The 17,840-nt window shown below is 38.6% G+C and carries 15 protein-coding genes and 3 pseudogenes; 9 read left to right on the top strand and 9 right to left on the bottom strand.

The annotated features are described in order from the left end of the window. Positions 1–1,010: 1,010 nt before the first annotated feature. Both JCM9140_RS03525 and JCM9140_RS03520 read right to left on the bottom strand, forming a co-directional pair. Positions 1,011–1,196, bottom strand: coding sequence for a hypothetical protein (locus JCM9140_RS03525; protein WP_034742403.1), 186 nt, complete (start codon positions 1,194–1,196; stop codon positions 1,011–1,013). A gap of 26 nt (positions 1,197–1,222) precedes the next feature. Next, the gene (locus JCM9140_RS03520) at positions 1,223–2,002 is read right to left on the bottom strand and encodes an SDR family NAD(P)-dependent oxidoreductase (RefSeq protein ID WP_034742400.1); all 780 of its coding nucleotides are present in this window, start codon (positions 2,000–2,002) and stop codon (positions 1,223–1,225) included. Between the two features lie 378 nt (positions 2,003–2,380). Between JCM9140_RS03520 and proB the strand changes: the two genes are divergently transcribed. The 3 genes and pseudogenes from proB to proC all read left to right on the top strand — a co-directional run bounded on the left by proB (position 2,381) and on the right by proC (position 5,591). Continuing rightward, entirely contained in the window at positions 2,381–3,505 is a 1,125-nt protein-coding gene (proB, locus tag JCM9140_RS03515) for a glutamate 5-kinase (RefSeq protein ID WP_034742398.1), read from the top strand. Next, positions 3,502–4,748: pseudogene (locus tag JCM9140_RS03510) on the top strand (glutamate-5-semialdehyde dehydrogenase). The gene proB and the pseudogene JCM9140_RS03510 overlap by 4 nt, the downstream one beginning before the upstream one ends. Positions 4,749–4,800: 52 nt before the next feature. Beyond that, positions 4,801–5,591 (top strand): annotated as a pseudogene (gene proC, locus JCM9140_RS03505) (pyrroline-5-carboxylate reductase). A 128-nt stretch (positions 5,592–5,719) separates the two neighbouring features. Here proC and JCM9140_RS03500 read toward each other — a convergent pair. Continuing rightward, positions 5,720–5,944 carry a WYL domain-containing protein gene (locus JCM9140_RS03500; protein WP_034742396.1) on the bottom strand — a complete coding sequence of 75 codons (225 nt, stop codon included), beginning with the start codon at positions 5,942–5,944 and terminating at the stop codon, positions 5,720–5,722. A gap of 151 nt (positions 5,945–6,095) precedes the next feature. Here JCM9140_RS03500 and JCM9140_RS03495 point away from each other — a divergent pair, with 151 nt between their 5' ends. Beyond that, complete coding sequence (locus tag JCM9140_RS03495) at positions 6,096–6,917, top strand: ion transporter (RefSeq protein ID WP_052002033.1); 822 nt, start codon at positions 6,096–6,098, stop codon at positions 6,915–6,917. Positions 6,918–6,993: 76 nt separating this feature from the next. Here the strand turns inward: JCM9140_RS03495 and JCM9140_RS03490 are convergent, their stop codons facing one another. The 3 genes from JCM9140_RS03490 to JCM9140_RS03480 all read right to left on the bottom strand — a co-directional run bounded on the left by JCM9140_RS03490 (position 6,994) and on the right by JCM9140_RS03480 (position 9,642). Then, positions 6,994–8,364: an aspartate kinase gene (locus tag JCM9140_RS03490; protein WP_034742393.1), complete on the bottom strand. Its 1,371-nt coding sequence runs from the start codon at positions 8,362–8,364 to the stop codon at positions 6,994–6,996. Between the two features lie 347 nt (positions 8,365–8,711). Then, on the bottom strand, positions 8,712–9,344 hold the full coding sequence (locus JCM9140_RS03485; protein ID WP_034742390.1) for a YgaN family protein: 633 nt from the start codon (positions 9,342–9,344) through the stop codon (positions 8,712–8,714). A gap of 13 nt (positions 9,345–9,357) precedes the next feature. Further along, positions 9,358–9,642, bottom strand: coding sequence for a hypothetical protein (locus JCM9140_RS03480; protein WP_034742388.1), 285 nt, complete (start codon positions 9,640–9,642; stop codon positions 9,358–9,360). A gap of 200 nt (positions 9,643–9,842) precedes the next feature. Between JCM9140_RS03480 and folE2 the strand changes: the two genes are divergently transcribed. Continuing rightward, the gene (gene folE2 / locus JCM9140_RS03475) at positions 9,843–10,727 is read left to right on the top strand and encodes a GTP cyclohydrolase FolE2 (RefSeq protein WP_034742386.1); all 885 of its coding nucleotides are present in this window, start codon (positions 9,843–9,845) and stop codon (positions 10,725–10,727) included. A 61-nt stretch (positions 10,728–10,788) separates the two neighbouring features. Here the strand turns inward: folE2 and JCM9140_RS03470 are convergent, their stop codons facing one another. From JCM9140_RS03470 to cobA, 3 genes and pseudogenes are all read right to left on the bottom strand, one after another. Next, the gene (locus JCM9140_RS03470; protein ID WP_034742383.1) at positions 10,789–11,412 is read right to left on the bottom strand and encodes a precorrin-2 dehydrogenase/sirohydrochlorin ferrochelatase family protein; all 624 of its coding nucleotides are present in this window, start codon (positions 11,410–11,412) and stop codon (positions 10,789–10,791) included. After that, positions 11,409–12,244 (bottom strand): annotated as a pseudogene (locus JCM9140_RS25485) (sirohydrochlorin chelatase). The gene JCM9140_RS03470 and the pseudogene JCM9140_RS25485 overlap by 4 nt, the downstream one beginning before the upstream one ends. A gap of 4 nt (positions 12,245–12,248) precedes the next feature. After that, positions 12,249–13,715 carry a uroporphyrinogen-III C-methyltransferase gene (gene cobA / locus JCM9140_RS03460; protein WP_034742380.1) on the bottom strand — a complete coding sequence of 489 codons (1,467 nt, stop codon included), beginning with the start codon at positions 13,713–13,715 and terminating at the stop codon, positions 12,249–12,251. Between the two features lie 265 nt (positions 13,716–13,980). On the opposite strand from cobA, the gene JCM9140_RS03455 reads away from it, so the two are divergent. The 4 genes from JCM9140_RS03455 (at position 13,981) to JCM9140_RS03440 (ending at position 17,726) form a co-directional block, all read left to right on the top strand. Next, a complete protein-coding gene (locus JCM9140_RS03455) occupies positions 13,981–14,286 on the top strand; it encodes a MerR family transcriptional regulator (protein WP_034742377.1) in 306 nt (101 codons plus the stop codon). Positions 14,287–14,446: 160 nt separating this feature from the next. After that, entirely contained in the window at positions 14,447–15,268 is an 822-nt protein-coding gene (locus tag JCM9140_RS03450; RefSeq protein ID WP_034742375.1) for a divergent polysaccharide deacetylase family protein, read from the top strand. After that, positions 15,261–15,809: a GNAT family N-acetyltransferase gene (locus JCM9140_RS03445; protein WP_052002032.1), complete on the top strand. Its 549-nt coding sequence runs from the start codon at positions 15,261–15,263 to the stop codon at positions 15,807–15,809. Before JCM9140_RS03450 ends, JCM9140_RS03445 begins: the two co-directional genes overlap by 8 nt. A gap of 24 nt (positions 15,810–15,833) precedes the next feature. After that, on the top strand, positions 15,834–17,726 hold the full coding sequence (locus tag JCM9140_RS03440) for a S8 family peptidase (protein WP_034742370.1): 1,893 nt from the start codon (positions 15,834–15,836) through the stop codon (positions 17,724–17,726). Positions 17,727–17,840: the final 114 nt, after the last annotated feature.

The raw sequence follows: 17,840 nt of genomic DNA, 5'->3' as shown, positions 1-17,840 counted from the left end.
CCATCCCGTCCGCTTTGTTGAGAGGAACGATAGAAATTCCTACTCTTCAACGTAAAAAAGAAAAAAGTGTAAAAAGGACTTTGAGAAAATGAAATTCAAAAGGCTTTTTATCTACAGTCTTTCTCAAACATAATATTCAATTTGCGTAAACAAATAACGAATCTTTTTTCAAAACCAACATCCTATCGTTATACACTTAACACGAAAAAACGATGATTCCGTATTCAATAAAGATGCAGGAACGTGTCTTTAATCAAGTGGTATTCCTTTTTTAAACTTTATACAATTTTCATATTAAAATAAATACATCTAAAGATACAAAAGTAACCCTAGCAGGGGAATGACACGGAGACTCCTGCGGGAGCAGTGACCGAGGGCACTGAAAAAGTCGTTTTTTTCTTTTTCAGTGTCCTCCAAGCAATGCGCGGAGCCACTGCCCTCTTTTGAAAAGCCTGCTATGAGTGGGTTTCTCATAGCAGGCGCGCAGTGTGCGAAGCTATTGCTACTTAATCGAGGCAGTGAAAAAGGTTGGTTTGTACCTTTTTCAGTGGCTTCAGCAGTGACCCACGTGTGAGACCCCGCAGGCGCCAGCCGAGGAGGCTCACCGGGCACCCGCGGAAAGCGGAGTGTCATTCCCCTGCGGCTAGTTACCCGTTAAACTTGTGTAAGAAAATTCCTGTTTTCTGCAAGGCTAATGTCTATATGACCGTTCCATTACGTTGCAGCCACTCGCACCCGCAAGGAGTGTTCTGAAAAAGGTCGATTTCCACGTTTTTCAGTGTCTCCCCCTTCTTTCCGCAGGAGTCAAGTGACTTTCCCTCCATTTCACTAAGAGGTAAACGATGTTTCAACGCATAAAATTTTTATGAGATCCATATGTTTTTACATTATTACACAAAACATTTGGTTTCCCACCTTACAAATGAAGAGGAGATAGTAGCCATTCTTTAATTATGACTGAAGTTGCTCGTTCAAAATACTCTTCCTGACACCATCTTCCTTTTTACAGATCAAGAGGAAGATTTATCTTTCTTCATTAACTTTTTTACATGCTCTTTCGGGTCCCAACAAGTAAATGTATAAGCAGGTTTCGTTTCATATCCTAATCGAACACAATGATAGCTCATGCCTCCGCTTTCTTTTTTCTGTGCCGAAAAATGCTTGCATGTGGCACAACAATGAAAATCTTTCCCCATAGATCCTCCCTTTTTTCGCTCACTTTTTATTTTTTATTGAGTTGTCTGCCTGCGATTCGTTCGACTAAGCTTGGGAACACCTGGTAAAAAGTCGAACCAAGATGCATCCATTTAGGTAAGTTTAATTCCCGTCGAGGTGATTCGATTAATTGAATGGTTTTTCTTGCTACTTCATCCGATTGTAGCATCCAGCGTTCTACGCTCTGAACATAAGATCCTTCTTGATCCGCTCGTTCAAAGAAAGGCGTTTTGATTGGACCTGGATTTACTGCAGTCACTTTAATATTTGTATCCATTAGCTCCATTCGAAGTCCATTCGTAAATCCTAACACGGCATGCTTGGTTGCTGCATAAACACTAGATTTTGGAGTTGAAAGCTTACCAGCTTGTGAAGCAATATTAATAATATGCCCTCGGTTGTTTTTTTGCATATGAGGCAATACTTCTTTTGTTAAAGCAATTAATCCAACAACGTTCACCGCAAACATCTCTTGAACATCCTCAATGTTGGCATTTTCTACTTTATCAAAAACACCGAATCCTGCATTATTTATCAAAACATCTATACCCACTTCACTTATCACTTGTTTTGACACTTCCACAATCATAGTAGGATTACTCATATCCATTGGATACGTGTACGCCTTTTGTCCTTCTTCTTCCATTTCCTTTTGTAAATCTAGTAATTTTTTTTTATTTCTCGCTAATAGTACGACTGTATAGCCTTTCTTTCCTGCATCCAGGGCAAGCTCTCTCCCTAATCCACTAGACGCTCCTGTAACCCAAATGACTTTATTTGTTTTCATGACAGTCTCCTTATAAGACATATAATTTTCTGTTTTTTGCCAAAACTGAAATTTCTCCTCTTCTTTTTACTGAATAGAGTTGACTCTCACGCTGTCCCCTCATATAATGAAAAAAACATAACAAATGGCACTGAAAGGGATTAGTAAATGACCATTATGTGTAAAGAGAGTGACTTCACCGGCTGAAAGAGTCATCACCTCTAATGACATCGAACCTGCCCTCGAGCTAGTCAATTCGTTGACCGTTCCCCACGATACGGGTAAAAGTGGGCATGTAATGCCAACTAAGGTGGTACCGCGGAGATAAGCTCTTCCGTCCTTATACTAAGGATGGGGGAGCTTTTTTATTGTTATACCTATTTGAAAGAGGAGAGAAACATGAGCCGACAACGTCTCGTTGTTAAGATTGGTAGTAGTTCATTGACGACAAAACACGGTGCTTTAAGTATGGAAAAAGTAACGGGGTTTGTCAAAGCAATTGCAAAACTAAAACATGCAGGTCATGAGGTTATCGTTATTTCTTCAGGAGCTGTTGCAGCAGGCTTTAAAGCTCTTGGCTATCCAACGAGACCTGTAACCATTGCTGGTAAACAAGCTGCTGCTGCAGTAGGCCAAGCAATGCTAATGCAAGCCTACATTGAGCAATTTGGAGCACACGGACTTACACCAGCTCAACTGCTTTTAACAAGACAAGATTTTTCTGACGAAACCCGCTACGGAAATGCTTACTCTACATTAACAGAATTGCTAAAGCGAGGAGCCATTCCTATTATTAATGAAAATGACTCAACATCCATTGAGGAGTTAACCTTTGGCGATAACGACATGCTGTCTGCGTTGGTAAGTGGATTAATCCACGCAAATACGTTATGTATAATGACTGATGTTAATGGACTGTATGATGACAACCCTCATACAAATCCGGATGCAAAAAAAATCCACTACCTTCCTTATGTAACTGAAGACCTTCTTGCTCTTGCAGGAGATTCAAACTCAAAAGTGGGAACTGGTGGCATGAAATCAAAAGTAACAGCCGCACAAACCGCTCTCACTTTAGGTGTAAATGTTTTTATTGGAAAGGGACTTCACCAAGAATCTTTACTCGATATATTAGAAGGAAAAGGAGACGGAACTTATATTGGTTCGTTCCAACATGAAGCTGTCATGCCTACAACGAAACAGTGGATTGCCCTTCATTCAACTATATCTGCTCAACTAACCATTGACCGTGGTGCAGAACAAGCGTTACTACACCGCGGGAAAAGTTTATTACCTGTTGGGATTATTTCTGTTGAAGGTACATTCCGAACAGGCGATGTCATTGAAGTCTTAAATGAAACGGGCGCTCTTTTAGGAAAAGGAAAAGCAAATATGGATTTAAATGAATTCAATCACTTTCAGAAGCAACAATCAGAAAAGAAGGAACCGACTAAACAAAAACAACCTGTGGTCATTCACCGGAATGAATGGGTTCCACATATAAAGGAGACGATGAAACGATGAGTGAATTACAAACAAAAGCCAAACTAGCTAATGAATGTGCGCGTGTACTTGCAACCAAAACAACCATTGAAAAAAATGAAGCACTTGAAGCCATTGCTGTACAACTCTTACAAGAAGAAGAGTATCTATTAAAAGAAAACGAAAAAGACATAAAAACAGCTCGAAGCAACGGGACGAATGAAGGATCATCGACCGATTAACCTTAACGTCCAAGCGATTAAAAGACATGGCTGAAGGAATAAGACAAGTGATTTCTTTACAGGACCCTGTTGGCGAGGTCATGACAACAATTGAACGTCCTAATGGTTTAAACATTAAAAAAATCCGTGTGCCTCTAGGTGTCATTGGAATGATTTATGAAGCTCGACCTAATGTCACTATTGATGCTTCAAGTTTATGTTTGAAAGCCGGAAACGCTGTTTTACTAAGAGGTAGCTCTTCAGCGATTCACTCAAATACAGCACTTGTCCAGGTCGTTCAACGAGCATTAGAACAAACATCGATTCCGGCCCAGGCCATTCAATTAATTGAAGATACAAGTCGTGAAACTGCAACCGAAATGTTTACATTAAATGAATATTTAGATGTTCTCATTCCTCGAGGAGGTGCGTCTCTTATTCAAGCCGTTGTCAAAAATGCATCCGTCCCTGTTCTTGAAACAGGTGTAGGAAACTGTCATTTATACATTGATCAACATGCAAACACAGATATGGCCATTTCAATCGCTGTTAATGCAAAAACACAACGACCATCTGTTTGTAACGCGGTTGAAACCATTCTTGTGCATCAAACTTGGGCAAAAAATCATATGCATGCCTTGTTAAACGCTCTTGCTGAGAAAGACGTAACTTTTGTTGGAGATGAAAATGTAAAACAATATAATACCAACATAACTACCGCAACGGAAGACGATTGGGCGAACGAATTCCTTGATCTGAAAGTGGCTTTAAAAATTGTGAATACCGTTGATGAAGCAATTGAACATATTCATCATTACGGAACAAAACATTCAGAATCAATTATAAGTGAGGATGCTGAAAGTGTTACTGCCTTTTTAAATAAAGTCGATGCAGCAGCTGTATATCATAATGCCTCTACACGCTTTACTGACGGTTTTGAATTTGGTTTTGGTGCAGAGATCGGGATTAGCACACAAAAACTACACGCTCGTGGACCAATGGGACTAGAGGCATTAACATCAACAAAATATATTGTTCATGGTACTGGACAAGTGAAAGGCTAGGTGCTATATTTTGCTACAAAACAAGAAAATTACATTTTTAGGTGCAGGCTCAATGGCCGAAGCGATTATTGGCGGACTCATATCAGAACAAGTTGTAGCACCGGAAAATATTATCGCAACCAACTTGAGTGATCATGAAAAATTACATTACCTCAAAAAAACGTATGACATTCAAACAGAAAGTGATCGTATGAAAGCTGTTCATGAAGGTGACATCGTTATTTTCGCCATGAAACCAAAACATGTAAAAGAAGCCATTGAAGCCATTCAGTCATCTACAAGACCGGATCAACTATTTGTCTCGGTGTTAGCTGGTATCCCTACGTTATATATTGAGGACCTTTTAGGGTCACAAGCTAGTGTGGTTCGCACAATGCCAAATACATCAGCAAAGGTTGGTGCTTCTGCAACAGCGATTTCAAAAGGAAGCTATGCAACTAATGAGCAACTTAAAGAAGTCGAACAACTTTTTGCAGCTGTTGGAACAGTTACCATTGTGACAGAAGATAAACTAGATGCCGTAACCGGGCTTGCTGGAAGTGGGCCTGCCTATTTTTATTACTTAATCGAAGCAATGGAACAAGCAGCCCAAGATGCAGGTCTTACAAAAGAAGAAGCATCTGAGCTCATTACTCAGACCGTTGTTGGTGTCGGTAAAAGGCTCCAAACAACCAGTAAAACATCAAAAGAACTCTATACGGAAGTCATGAGCCTAATGGAACAACCGAAGCGGGCATCAATGTTCTGAAAGAAAGAGATAGTCAAGAGGCCATGGTAAAAGCTGTGACCCGTGCTATTTCTAGATCAAAAGAATTAGGAGAGGTTTTCACCAAGTCAAAATAACTTATGGGTTTTTGAGAAGAACTTAAACACGTTTTTCTCAAAAACCTTTTTTATATTTATTGTTAGTTGTTTAATCGGAGGTGTTCTCTCCTTACTCCAGCTAGCCACTTCCCCCTGCTTTGGGACATTTAATAAACTTGCTTCTCTCTATTCCCTCTTACATATTGAACGGATAGAATTCTGTCTAATCGAAACATCCGAAAGCCTTTGCGTTCATAACAATAAGCCACAACATGGAGCTCATTAAACGTCTTTATTCGTACAATTCTCTGTGACAAAGAACCATCTGCAGCTTGATAGATCATTTCAAGCATTCTCTTTTCCTTTATGCTGTTCTTGAGAAGTTGCTCCATTCTTTCCCCTCTCTATCCTCTTTTTTGATTATCATACAAAATTACAACTTAAATTTCAAGAACATATGTTCGTTTAAGAATAACATCTTTTAGATGCACCTAAAATCTAGTAAAATAAATACTAGTATGTATTTTGAAGGAGCTATTAAATATGGAAACTAGAAATCCCGAATATGCTGCATCGCCATTTATTCGTGCTGTTCAGAAAATTGTTTTTCATCGAGCTTTTACGGCGACAATTATTACATTAATCGTCATTAATGCCATTATCGTTGGACTTGAAACGTATCCAGCCATTTACAAACAATATTATGACTGGTTTTATATAATAGACTACACTCTATTGTGGATTTTCACGATTGAAATTGCGATGCGATTTATTGCAACACGACCGACAAAGGACTTTTTTAAAAGTAGTTGGAATTGGTTTGATTTTCTTATTGTCGCAGCAGGACACATTTTTGTTGGTGCCCATTTCGTAACAGTGCTTCGTATTTTACGTGTTCTTCGTGTACTACGTGCAATCTCAGTTATTCCATCATTAAGAAGACTTGTTGATGCCTTATTAATGACCATTCCTGCACTGGGGAATATTATGATCTTAATGAGCATCATTTTCTATATCTTTGCTGTTATCGGAACGATGTTGTTTGCTGGAGTGGCTCCTGAATATTTTGGAAATTTACAACTTTCTCTTCTTACTTTGTTCCAGGTAGTGACATTAGAATCGTGGGCAAGTGGCGTTATGAGACCAATCTTTGTTGAAGTATCTTGGTCCTGGATTTATTTTGTTGTTTTTATTCTCGTTGGGACATTCATTGTTTTTAATCTCTTTATTGGGGTTATCGTCAATAACGTCGAAAAAGCAAATGAAGAAGAAGAAGAGGAACAAAAGAACTCGGAGCTAAAAGAACTTCGCCAAGAAGTAGCAGAAATGAAAGCAATGATTCAAACACTAACAGAACGAAAATAAAAAGGTTGTCCAAAGGTCTATTTATGACCTCATTGGACAACCTTGAGTTTTTTACGGACTCTTAGAAAAACCAAGTTTATTGAACCGTTTCATCTGCTCCGCCGAAAAATTCTTGATATAATTCAATGACAGCATGATCTGCATCAGAAGCATGAATTCCTAAAATTAAACTCACTTCTGAGGATCCTTGGTTAATCATTTCTATGTTAACATTTGCCCGCGTCAACGCTGCTGTTGCACGAGAAGAAATTCCAATTGTGTTATGCATTCCTTCCCCAACAATCATGACCATCGCAAAATCACGTTCAATATAGACATCATCCACCTGCAGTTCTTCTTGAATTCGTGAAACAACTCGTTCTGCTATCTCATCAGTTAGCTGATCTTGACGAAGAATAACCGATGTATCATCAATTCCTGATGGCATATGCTCATAAGATAGGCCTTCATCCTCCAAAATTTGAAGTAATTTGCGTCCAAACCCGACTTCTCTATTCATTAAGTATTTTCGTACATAGATGGTAGCAAATCCTTCATCTGCTGCTATTCCAATGACCGGATTCATAAAGTACTCTCTCTCAGCGATAATCATCGTTCCAGATGAAGATGGATTGTTTGTATTTTTCACACAAACAGGGATTCCATTGCGAAATGCCGGGAACAGTGCTTCATCATGGAACACAGAAAAACCAGCATATGACAATTCACGCATTTCTCGATAAGTCATTTTTTTGATCTTAACTGGATTTTCAATGACGTTTGGATTTGCTGCAAATACAGAATCTACATCAGTAAAATTCTCATATAAATCTGCCTTCACCCCAGCTGCTAAAATAGACCCTGTAATGTCTGACCCACCACGTGAAAACGTGACAAGAGAACCTTCTTTAGAGTATCCAAAGAAACCAGGGAATACAATAACTTCATCACGGTCTCTCAGCGCCTTTAAGTGATCATAAGCTTCTGGTAACACTTGAGCATTCCCAGGTTGATCACTAACAAACAATCCTGCATCTTGAGGATTTAAGTACGTAGCATGTAGTCCAATACTTTGAAAATAAGCAGCAATTAATTTGGCATTGTTGTCTTCCCCACTTGCCTTAATTAAGTCCATACAAGCTCCTGGTCGTAATCGATCAAACTGAAGCCGTTTACGCAAATCAGCCTCAATCGTTGCGACAACCTCTTTCCCTAAACCTAAACCATTGGCAATGTCATCATATCGATTAAGGACCGCTTGCAACTCGCTTTCAGTATCTTCATTTTTTAAGTAGGTTTCCCCCAATTGAATAAGAAGGTCCGTCACTTTCGTATCATCACTGCTTCGTTTTCCTGGCGCGGATACAACGATAATTTTTCTTTCTTTGTCTTCTGCAACAATGGAAGCTACCTTTTTAATTTGCTCCGCACTTGCGACTGATGTTCCCCCAAATTTCGCTACCTTCATGTTTTGTCTCCAGCTCCCTTATTCTTCAATTCTCTCTTCATATATACAAGTTTTTTGAACATTCTCAATATAGCACAATGCCTGAAGTTGTGCAAAACGATTCTTATGCGTTATTCGCCTACATTTTCTCATGAAAGTTCGTCAGTTATTCTCACCACTTTGTTCCATAAGATCCTCCCCGTTTCTTGGCAATGGCTCCCATTCCGACTAACCGAGGAACTGAAAGATTCTTCACTTCTTTTTCAGGGCCTTCTAAGCAGTGTGCAGAACGATTTTTTTAATTGAGCTATAAATAAAGTTGCATTGAACCTCTGTTCCCATTAACAAAAGAGTAGGTGACTTCTCACCTACTCTTTTAATTCATTATCCATTTTGACATAATAAAATAGTACATGTTCATAATCATCGTTTGGTTTAAGAGCTAACTCGTGATCAAAAGCACGTATAAAACTATCACTATTTTCAACATAATACGCAACGTATATTTTTTCACCAATTGGTATATGATCTAAACGATCAATCAAATATCCCCTTGACAACGCACCGACTTCTGCCCCTTCGCGCGTAAAGGAATACGTTGAGCTGCCAGAACTACCACTATCAAAAAGAATCTTCAAAGTCCCATTCATTTCAAGGTGATTATCTTTTTCTTCTTTGTTCATTGTAAATAAAAATCGAGCTCGTTCATCTCTTAATTCGGACTCTCTATCATTTGTCGCCATTGTCATTCCAGGGAGTGATTCAACAAGATTTCCGTAGTGAAAATAATCTACACCAACTTCGATTGTTTGAAAGTCTCCTGAGTCATCTGTGAAGTCAAAATAAAAAATTTGGTCTGCTAGCATCGAGAAAATCACTTGTTCATTTTCTGTTAGAACGATTTCCTTCATCGTCGTTTGCTCACTTGAGATCGATGTACGGAGTGAATCACATCCTGTTAACAATAGGAAGCTAACCATAATAAGAAACGTTGCTCTCATGCTTCGCTCTCCTTTATTGAAAAATCCCTATTAAGAAAGGCTTTGATTCTTGAAGTTGTTCTTCTGTACAAGAAGACTCACTCATGTAGTTTAATTGTTTAGCGTAAGATAGGGTTGTTTCCTCTAGATTATTTGTCAAGTCAGCTTGATCATAACAGCTAGGTACACTGTATACTTCAAGTGTATGATCAATAATAACTCTTGTATCCCCTGATATTTCTACATTGATTGGTATTAAAAAGCCTATAATTAGTAATAGAACTGCGAGTACCATCCAGATTTTTGTTCCTTTTTTCATTAGTTACCTTCTCCCTTTCATCCATGGAAACGATTCTCAACGATATTTAAAGTCGATATTCTTGTTTCCTTTTCCCTTTGTAGTGTAATATGGAGAAAGCACAACTGCAACATTTTTACTTTGCTATTCTTAAATAGCGAAACAAGTATCTACATGATAATCAGCCAACAATTGATTTTATTTTCAGGAGTGATAGATAAATGAAACGTTCGTTACCACCTAAAGCTGAGCGTCATCGCCATTTCGGGACAGTTGATCCAATTATAGGAACAAAGCCAACCGATAAAGAGAAGATGCCAGACTTACAAAATAAACCAGATGATTTTTATTTTCCAATTCAACAAGTCGGGATTTCTGAAGTCAAGTATCCGGTCATGATTGAATCGGAGCTTGCACCAACGACTCAAACGACGACAGCAACATTCGCCCTAACAACAAGCCTTGATCAAAATTTTAAAGGGATTAACATGAGTCGCTTAACAGAGCAACTTCATTTGTTCTTCCAATCACATTTATTAACAGATCAAACATTACGAGAATTCACGGCCATTCTTGCTCGTGAAATGAAACAAAGAGCTGCCAATGTCCGTGTAACATTCCCTTGGTTTTTTACAAAGACAAGCCCTGCAATGGAAAAAGAAGGAATGGCTCATGCTGATGTAACGTATGATGTAACATTTGATGAAGATAAAGGCTATACGTCGATTATCACATTAACAGGAGCTGTTACAACACTTTGTCCTTGTTCAAAAGAAATTAGTGAGTATAGTGCCCATAATCAGCGTAGTTTCGTGACAATGACGGTAACCGTCGATGATGCGTATGAAGCAGATTGGAAAACGGTTCTTTTAGAAGCTGCGGAAAGCAATGCGAGTTCGATTCTTTTCCCAGTCTTAAAACGTCCAGATGAAAAAGCCGTTACGGAGAGAGCGTACGAAAACCCTCGCTTTGTAGAAGACCTTGTTCGTCTTGTTGCTGCTGATTTATATGAGCACGAAGCGATTCGCTCATTTGAAGTGCAATGCCGCAACGAAGAATCGATTCATCAACATGATGCGATCGCTAAATTGAGCTATACAAAATAATATAAAAAGAAGAACCATTCCACTTTCGAATGGTTCTTCTTTTTTGAGTAAATTAGCACTCTTACTTTTTATTTGCTTTGTTGATTAACTTTTGTAATAGTTCTTCACGATTGGAACTTTGTAAGAAAGAAGCCGATGCACAAGAACGCAAAATTTCTCTTCTTTTCAGCTGATCCAATTGACTATTTAACACTTGTTTTCGTGCCTTCTCCAAAAAGAGTAGATCGTCTTCAATTGTTTCAGGTAGTATGCCTTCTACTTTTTTCATCAGTTTTTTTCCATACGTAGGGCTAGCTCCTCCAGTTGACAATGACACTGAAAGAGAACCTCTTTGTACAGTTAAGGGAAAATGAAAGTCACTTAAAGAAGAGTCATCTGCAAAATAAACGAGTTGATAAGGCTTCTTTTTCTCAAAAAGAGCCAAATGAAGCTCTGGATTATTCGTAAGGAAGAACAGAAGTTCCTCATCAAAATAAGCATGTGACTCAACAGAACCTTTTACCCAATGAAATTGTGGATTTTCTATAAATTGTTCTAGCTTGGAATCAATTGTCGGGGCATATAGGTTTACTTCTTTTATTCCAAGTTCCAATAATTTTGGGATATGCCTTGCCGCAACAGAACCGCCACCAATGACTGCCGCTCTTTTTGTATCAAGCTTTAACATAATAGAAAGGTGACTCATGATGACTGAGCACTTCTTTCATCAATCCGAACACGAAACGAGCAAGTGTCACAATTTACTCGAACATTTTCATCTAAAACCTCTTGTACACGAGTTCCTAAAACTGAAATCAATTGATCATCAAATCCTAAATAATCACAGAGAATAAATTCTTTTTCTGTTTCATCCGACCAATCATCTAACATTTTTTGTAAATCATTCATTAACACTCCTGTAAACAATAAGTAAGGAACAACATACACTTTATCGTTCGGAAGACGATTCATTCTCACTAAGCCCTCTTCTACATTTGGCCTAGTTGCTGCTAAAAACATACATCGACTTCATCGACAGGGACATATTCCCAAACAAGACGAGCAATCTTCATTAAATCACTAGTCTGGTCGGGATCACTACTCCCTCTCCCAACTAAAAGAATGGAAATCGGCTTACGCTCCTCATATTTAGGACGACGGTCAGAAAAGTCAAATCCTGCCGACCGCAGTCGATCTTTAATTATGGTTATAACAGTCGACTCTATTCCAATCGGACGCCCATACGAAAATGTTACGTTTGTATACTTTTTCTTCATTTTATTAATCTCATCTGGAATGTCTACCTTTGCATGCATGGCTGTTAGCAAAAGCAAGGGCACAACCGCAATTTTAGTGGCGCCTTGATTGATACATGCTTGAACCCCTTCCTCAATCGTCGGTTCAGCAAGCTCCAAAAAACAACACTCTTGAATTTCAATATTTGGATGTTGCTCTTTTGCTTTTGTAACAAACGATAAGAGCTCTTCATTCCCAGCTTGAACTCGACTACCATGACCTACGTACAAAATAGCTTGCATACATTCACCTACTTTTTGCAATATCTTTTACTATTTGAATTAATTCATCTTTAGAGGGCTCATTCATCATGAAATCCACTCGGTATCCTAAATCTTCAGCAGCTTTTTTTGATTCTGACCCAAAACAAATGATTTTTGCTCGATCACATAACGTGCTTGGTGTTTCACCAAGAGTAGCAATTTGATCTGTTACGACCTTAACAGCTTCAGCACTTGGGAAAACAATCGTATCAACCCGATCTTCATCAAGAATTCGCTGACAAGTAAAGTTGGATTGCTCGATAATTTCATCCACATGTGAAACAACAAAGTCATGGTCTCCATAGAGCTCATTCCTTTTTTGTTCCTTTGTTGACCAATTAGTAGAACCAACAACTAAACGCTTATTGCTGTCCATCATCTCCTGAACTGGAAATGCTGAACAGGCAAATGACTCAATTTCTCTTCTTGACTTTTTAGAGGCACCAAAAAGCTGAGCTTGTATGGAACGAATATCAATATGATTCATTTTTAACTGAGCAAAAAACCATTGAACAGACTTCGGTGAATGAAATATAATTTGATCATAATTTGAAAACGAAATGCTTTGTTCAAGTTTAGCGTGCTTCGTCACAAAACGTGGATATTCAAACACATCTGCTCCCAGTTTGACTAATTCGTTTGCAATTTCACTTGCTCCTTCAGTCGTTCGTCCAAATAGTATATGCTCTCCAAACAATGGCTGTCTTTCAAACCAACTTTCCTTTGTACGCAATTTTGCAACTTGTCCAACTAAAGTAATGGCTGGGTTTGAAAACTTTTCTTTCTTAACGAGATCTGCAATGGTTTCTAAGTCTCCGCTTAATGTTTTTTGCTTACCAACAGTACCCCATTGTACCAATAGAACTGGAGTTTTAGGATCTCGTCCAAAGTGAATTAACTGCTCACATATATATGGTAGATTTTTTACCCCCATATAAAATGCAATTGTATCAATTCCTGTAGCTAACCCTTTCCAATCAATAATAGGCTGGCCCGTTGGTGATTTGTCGTGACCTGTCACAATTGCAAAAGAAGCACCATAATCACGATGTGTAACAGGAACACCTGCATATGTTGATGCCCCGATACTCGCTGTAATTCCCGGAACAATTTCATAGGAAATCCCAGCTTCTTCTAGTGCAGCAGCTTCCTCTCCAACACGGCCATAAACACTCGGGTCTCCTCCTTTTAATCTGACAACGTTCTTTCCTTCTTGTGCATATTTTACTAGCAAATCATTTATCGCTTCCTGACGAAGCAAGTGGCGATCAGGTAATTTTCCACAATAAACCATCTCTGCACCTGGTTTCGTTACTTCGAGTAACAATGGATTTACTAGTCGGTCATATAAAATAACATCGGCTTTTTCTAAACATTGCTTACCTTTTACTGTAAGTAATCGAATATCGCCCGGACCCGCTCCTACTAAATAGACATACCCTTCATTCATCTTGATTCCCCTTCTCTTCCTACTTTCTCTATTTCCAACCATCAATTCCCGACTTTTTTATAAGATTAATCAATTATATAACAACCACTCTTGTAACTCAATTATAAATGTATTCTCGTGATATAAGGAGAGTTTGCATTCATTTTTTGTTACATTCTCAATTATGTATGTAAGATTTCCTTACATTAACAACCCAAAATGACAAGATTCTATGCTATGATATAAAAAAGATCAGAACATTCTAACTTAACAAGGGGTGGAATGGGTGTCATCATATAAAGATAAAAAAGTGATTACAATTGGAATTGTTAGTGAACTTACAGGCCTATCAGAGAGAAAAATACGCTATTATGAAGAGAGAAAATTAATTTATCCCGAAAGATCAAAAGGCGGTACTCGAAAGTATTCATTTCTTGACGTAGAACGACTATTAGATATTGCCAACAAAATGGAAGATGGTATGCAAACGTTCGAGATCCGAAAAATGGAACAAAAACAAATGCAAAAGAAAGAAGTGCGTGACCGTATGCTTCGGGGGCAACTTAATGCCGCATTTAATATTCGTAAATAAAACATGTGTGACGAGCAACTACTCGTTAGACATGTTTTTTTTTGCGTTTTTTACTGTTTCTTTTTTAGTTTTCCAAAAAACCTCCTCTTTTTATCATAGAATATGAAGTCGTTTGACAAACTACATACAAAGATATGTAAATGATAAAAGGTGGTTACGTATGCGATTTTATGTTGGATATCTCACGTTATTCCTTTGCCTAATTGTTAGTTCACCTTCATACAGCTTAGCTGTTACAGCCACAGACCATCAAGCTGCTATCATCATCGATGATTTTGGTGGAGATGTACGTGGAGTTTCATCTTTTTTATCGGGAGATGTTCCAGTAACGGTCGCGATTATGCCATTTATGGAACAATCAACAGAACAAGCAAAACTAGCCCATGAAAAAGGACTGGAAATTATTATTCATATGCCCATGGAACCGAAAATAGGGAAAGCATCATGGTTAGGTCCAAATGCCATTACGAGTGATCTGTCGAATGAGGAAATACGAAAAAGAATAGAAGCAGCGATAGAAAATGTTCCCCATGCAAAAGGCATTAATAATCATATGGGCTCAAAAATCGTAGAGAATGAGCGAATTATTCGGGTTATTTTAGAGGTAGCGGCCGAAAAGGGATTGTATGTCATTGACAGCAAAACAAGCTCTGCTTCCGTTATTCCAAAGATTGCTCGTGAGCTGAACATTCCATGTGGGACTAGAAGCATCTTCCTTGATGATACTCATTCTTCAAAACAACAAGTATTGAAACAAATGAACTCATTATTGAATATGGCAAAAAAGCATGATGACTCTATTGCAATTGGACACGTCGGCATTAAAGGTCATGAAACGTTTGCCGGGATTGAAGAAGCACTTCCTTTGTTTCAAAAAGAAGGGGTAACAATCGTTCCAACTTCTCACTTATTAAAAACCAATATAGATGAAGACCACTCCGATTTTTGGAAACCATTAGTGGAAGGTGAGGAAGATGACTAGGGATATCAAGGAACTACCAAATAGAACGTTCACAGCAAAGGACAATTCCAAGATTATTATCCGACCGGCTCACATACAGGATGCTGATGATATTCTTTATTCCGTAGCATCCATTATTAACAAAGGTGTATACATTCAAAAAGAACGTGTCCGTACAAAATTAGAAGAACAAAACTTTATTGAAGAAATGAAACGAAACGGACATATGTATATCGTAGTGGAAATAGATGGTGCAGTAAGAGGCATTGCAAGAGTCATTCGAGGAGAGCTCGAGATGAAGCGCCATACCGGACTTTTCCGAACATGGCTGCATGAAGATGCACAAGGAAAAGGTATCGGGAAACAAATTATGGATTATACTTTAACTTGGTGTAGGAGACATCAATTACACAAGCTCTGCCTCACCGTGTTCGCTTCAAACGAAGTCGCCATTCATTTATATAAAAAGGCCGGTTTTATTATCGAAGGAAAGCAGAAAGATCAAGCTTATCTTAATGGAACCTATGAGGATGAGTTATTTATGGCTTACTTTTTTAAGTGAAATTAGAAAGGAATGATCACATACATGTTATGGAGAATGGCACGAACCGTGTTAATAGTTGGTCTTGTCGGAATAGGTTTAGCCATTATCGGACGGGCATTAATCGATGATTATCAATACTCGTTTGAAACAAAGCAAATTCCACAAGAGCTTGAAGTCTCTGCAATGAACCATTTAATGGCAGAAGACTTATCGATGACAACATCCATGTTTTTAAAGCAGTTATCCGCTCAAATGCAACGATGGTCTAATCAAGACTTAAACAATCAAGAGCTCCAGACACGCTTTGCTGAAGAAGTAAACGAGCACCCTCATTTTCATGGATTTGCGGTAATGAAAGAAGATAAAGTCATTACAGCTATAGGAGAAATGGAGAGGCTAGATCCTTCAAAAGTTACACACACCCATATGGCTAGTCGCTTTTCGGATCCTTATTCTGTTGATGGGCGTCAATATATGTTAATGGGTGAAGAATTAAACGATGGTCGAATGGTGCTTGGTGAGATCGACTTATCTTTTGTGAAATCATTTGTGAAAGGGCTAGCTTCTGTTGCTGATGCAAATGGAACGTTTTTTGTATCAGGCGCTGACCCAGAAGTTGACTGGGAAACAACCGCAGACATACCAGAAAAATTAGAAGCAGAAACGGTTCCTGAATTAGGATGGCAAATTGTTGTTCACTCCGACGAGCATAAACCTGAACAGTTGCAACAACCTTTCTATGAACATCAAGCTGTTATTAAGTTTAAACATCCTGAATTTGCTACGACATGGTTTAGTGAAAATCAGGACCTTGAAATAAAAGAAGACAATAATCCTTTATTTGTCGTTGAATCAACGAGAGAAACAACGGAACAGCTGGTAAGAAGATTAAGATTAGAATACGATTTAGCTATTGTGGAACCAAATTATAAGATGACCAAACAAGTCATTTTATTCTCTACAGATCCGAACGAAACAAGAAATCAAGCTCCACGAACAACAAACAGAGAAGCAGAAGAAGCACCTCATCAAACACCAAGGCATGCTGAAGGTGTGCAGCAAAATGTGTTAACGACTACTCCAAACGATGAATTTTTTGAGCCATATCAATGGAATTTAGATCAAATAGAGATTCATGAAGGATGGAACTTAACAGGTGGCCAAGGTGTTAAAATAGCTATTTTAGATACAGGAGTTGACCCGAATCACCTCGACATTGCAGAAAAATTAGGCCCTGGCTATAACGCTTTTGATGATAATACCGATTTTTCTGATGCTCATGGACATGGAACACATGTAGCTGGTGTAGCTGCAGCGTTAACAAACAACGTTACCGGAATAGCTGGAATCTCTTGGGATAGCACGATCCTTCCTGTAAAAGTTCTGAACGATGAAGGAGAAGGTTCATCATATGAGGTAGCGAAAGGAATTTATTGGGCTGTAGATCAGGGGGCTGACGTTATTAACATGAGTCTTGGTGATTATTATCCATCTGAGTTGTTGCATGATGCTATTCGTTATGCATATGAACAGGATGTCGTCTTAATTGCAGCTTCAGGAAATGATAATGTGCAAGACCCGATGTACCCTGCTCAATATGAGGAAGTGTTCACTGTCGGAGCAGTTAATGATGCTAGAAATCGAGCTTTCTTCTCTAATTACGGAGATCATGTAGATGTAACAGCACCTGGTGAGCACATTCCAAGCTTATTTCCTGATAACAACTATGTCGTCATGTCAGGGACTTCGATGGCCGCTCCTCACGTTGCAGGCTTAGCGGGATTGATTCGTTCGTTACGTCCTGAATTATCAAACGAAGAAGTGTACAATGTTATAAGATCAACAGCCAAAGACTTAGGAACAGATGGACATGATCCATACTACGGTTTTGGTGAGATTGATATCGCTAAAGCATTGCAATCTATTGCCAACTAACCACTAAGGTATGATCATCAACAAAAAGATAAAAAACAAGAGCAACATGAGAATGTAAAAAGCCAGACCCTTCAGTGTCTTGCTACGAATAGATGTAGTAGGAAATACTGAGGG

Source organism: Halalkalibacter wakoensis JCM 9140 (assembly GCF_000513095.1).
In the GTDB taxonomy this organism is placed as follows: Bacteria; Bacillota; Bacilli; order Bacillales; family Bacillaceae_D; genus Halalkalibacter; species Halalkalibacter wakoensis.
This window is presented reverse-complemented; position numbering and strand designations above follow the sequence as displayed.

Bases quoted from the DNA above. Each gene is read 5' to 3' on its own strand.
- JCM9140_RS03525 (WP_034742403.1), bottom strand. From the start codon at position 1,196: ATGGGGAAAGATTTTCATTGTTGTGCCACATGCAAGCATTTTTCGGCA.
- JCM9140_RS03520 (WP_034742400.1), bottom strand. From the start codon at position 2,002: ATGAAAACAAATAAAGTCATTTGGGTTACAGGAGCGTCTAGTGGATTA.
- proB (WP_034742398.1), top strand. From the start codon at position 2,381: ATGAGCCGACAACGTCTCGTTGTTAAGATTGGTAGTAGTTCATTGACG.
- JCM9140_RS03500 (WP_034742396.1), bottom strand. From the start codon at position 5,944: ATGGAGCAACTTCTCAAGAACAGCATAAAGGAAAAGAGAATGCTTGAA.
- JCM9140_RS03495 (WP_052002033.1), top strand. From the start codon at position 6,096: ATGGAAACTAGAAATCCCGAATATGCTGCATCGCCATTTATTCGTGCT.
- JCM9140_RS03490 (WP_034742393.1), bottom strand. From the start codon at position 8,364: ATGAAGGTAGCGAAATTTGGGGGAACATCAGTCGCAAGTGCGGAGCAA.
- JCM9140_RS03485 (WP_034742390.1), bottom strand. From the start codon at position 9,344: ATGAGAGCAACGTTTCTTATTATGGTTAGCTTCCTATTGTTAACAGGA.
- JCM9140_RS03480 (WP_034742388.1), bottom strand. From the start codon at position 9,642: ATGAAAAAAGGAACAAAAATCTGGATGGTACTCGCAGTTCTATTACTA.
- folE2 (WP_034742386.1), top strand. From the start codon at position 9,843: ATGAAACGTTCGTTACCACCTAAAGCTGAGCGTCATCGCCATTTCGGG.
- JCM9140_RS03470 (WP_034742383.1), bottom strand. From the start codon at position 11,412: ATGAGTCACCTTTCTATTATGTTAAAGCTTGATACAAAAAGAGCGGCA.
- cobA (WP_034742380.1), bottom strand. From the start codon at position 13,715: ATGAATGAAGGGTATGTCTATTTAGTAGGAGCGGGTCCGGGCGATATT.
- JCM9140_RS03450 (WP_034742375.1), top strand. From the start codon at position 14,447: ATGCGATTTTATGTTGGATATCTCACGTTATTCCTTTGCCTAATTGTT.
- JCM9140_RS03445 (WP_052002032.1), top strand. From the start codon at position 15,261: ATGACTAGGGATATCAAGGAACTACCAAATAGAACGTTCACAGCAAAG.
- JCM9140_RS03440 (WP_034742370.1), top strand. From the start codon at position 15,834: ATGTTATGGAGAATGGCACGAACCGTGTTAATAGTTGGTCTTGTCGGA.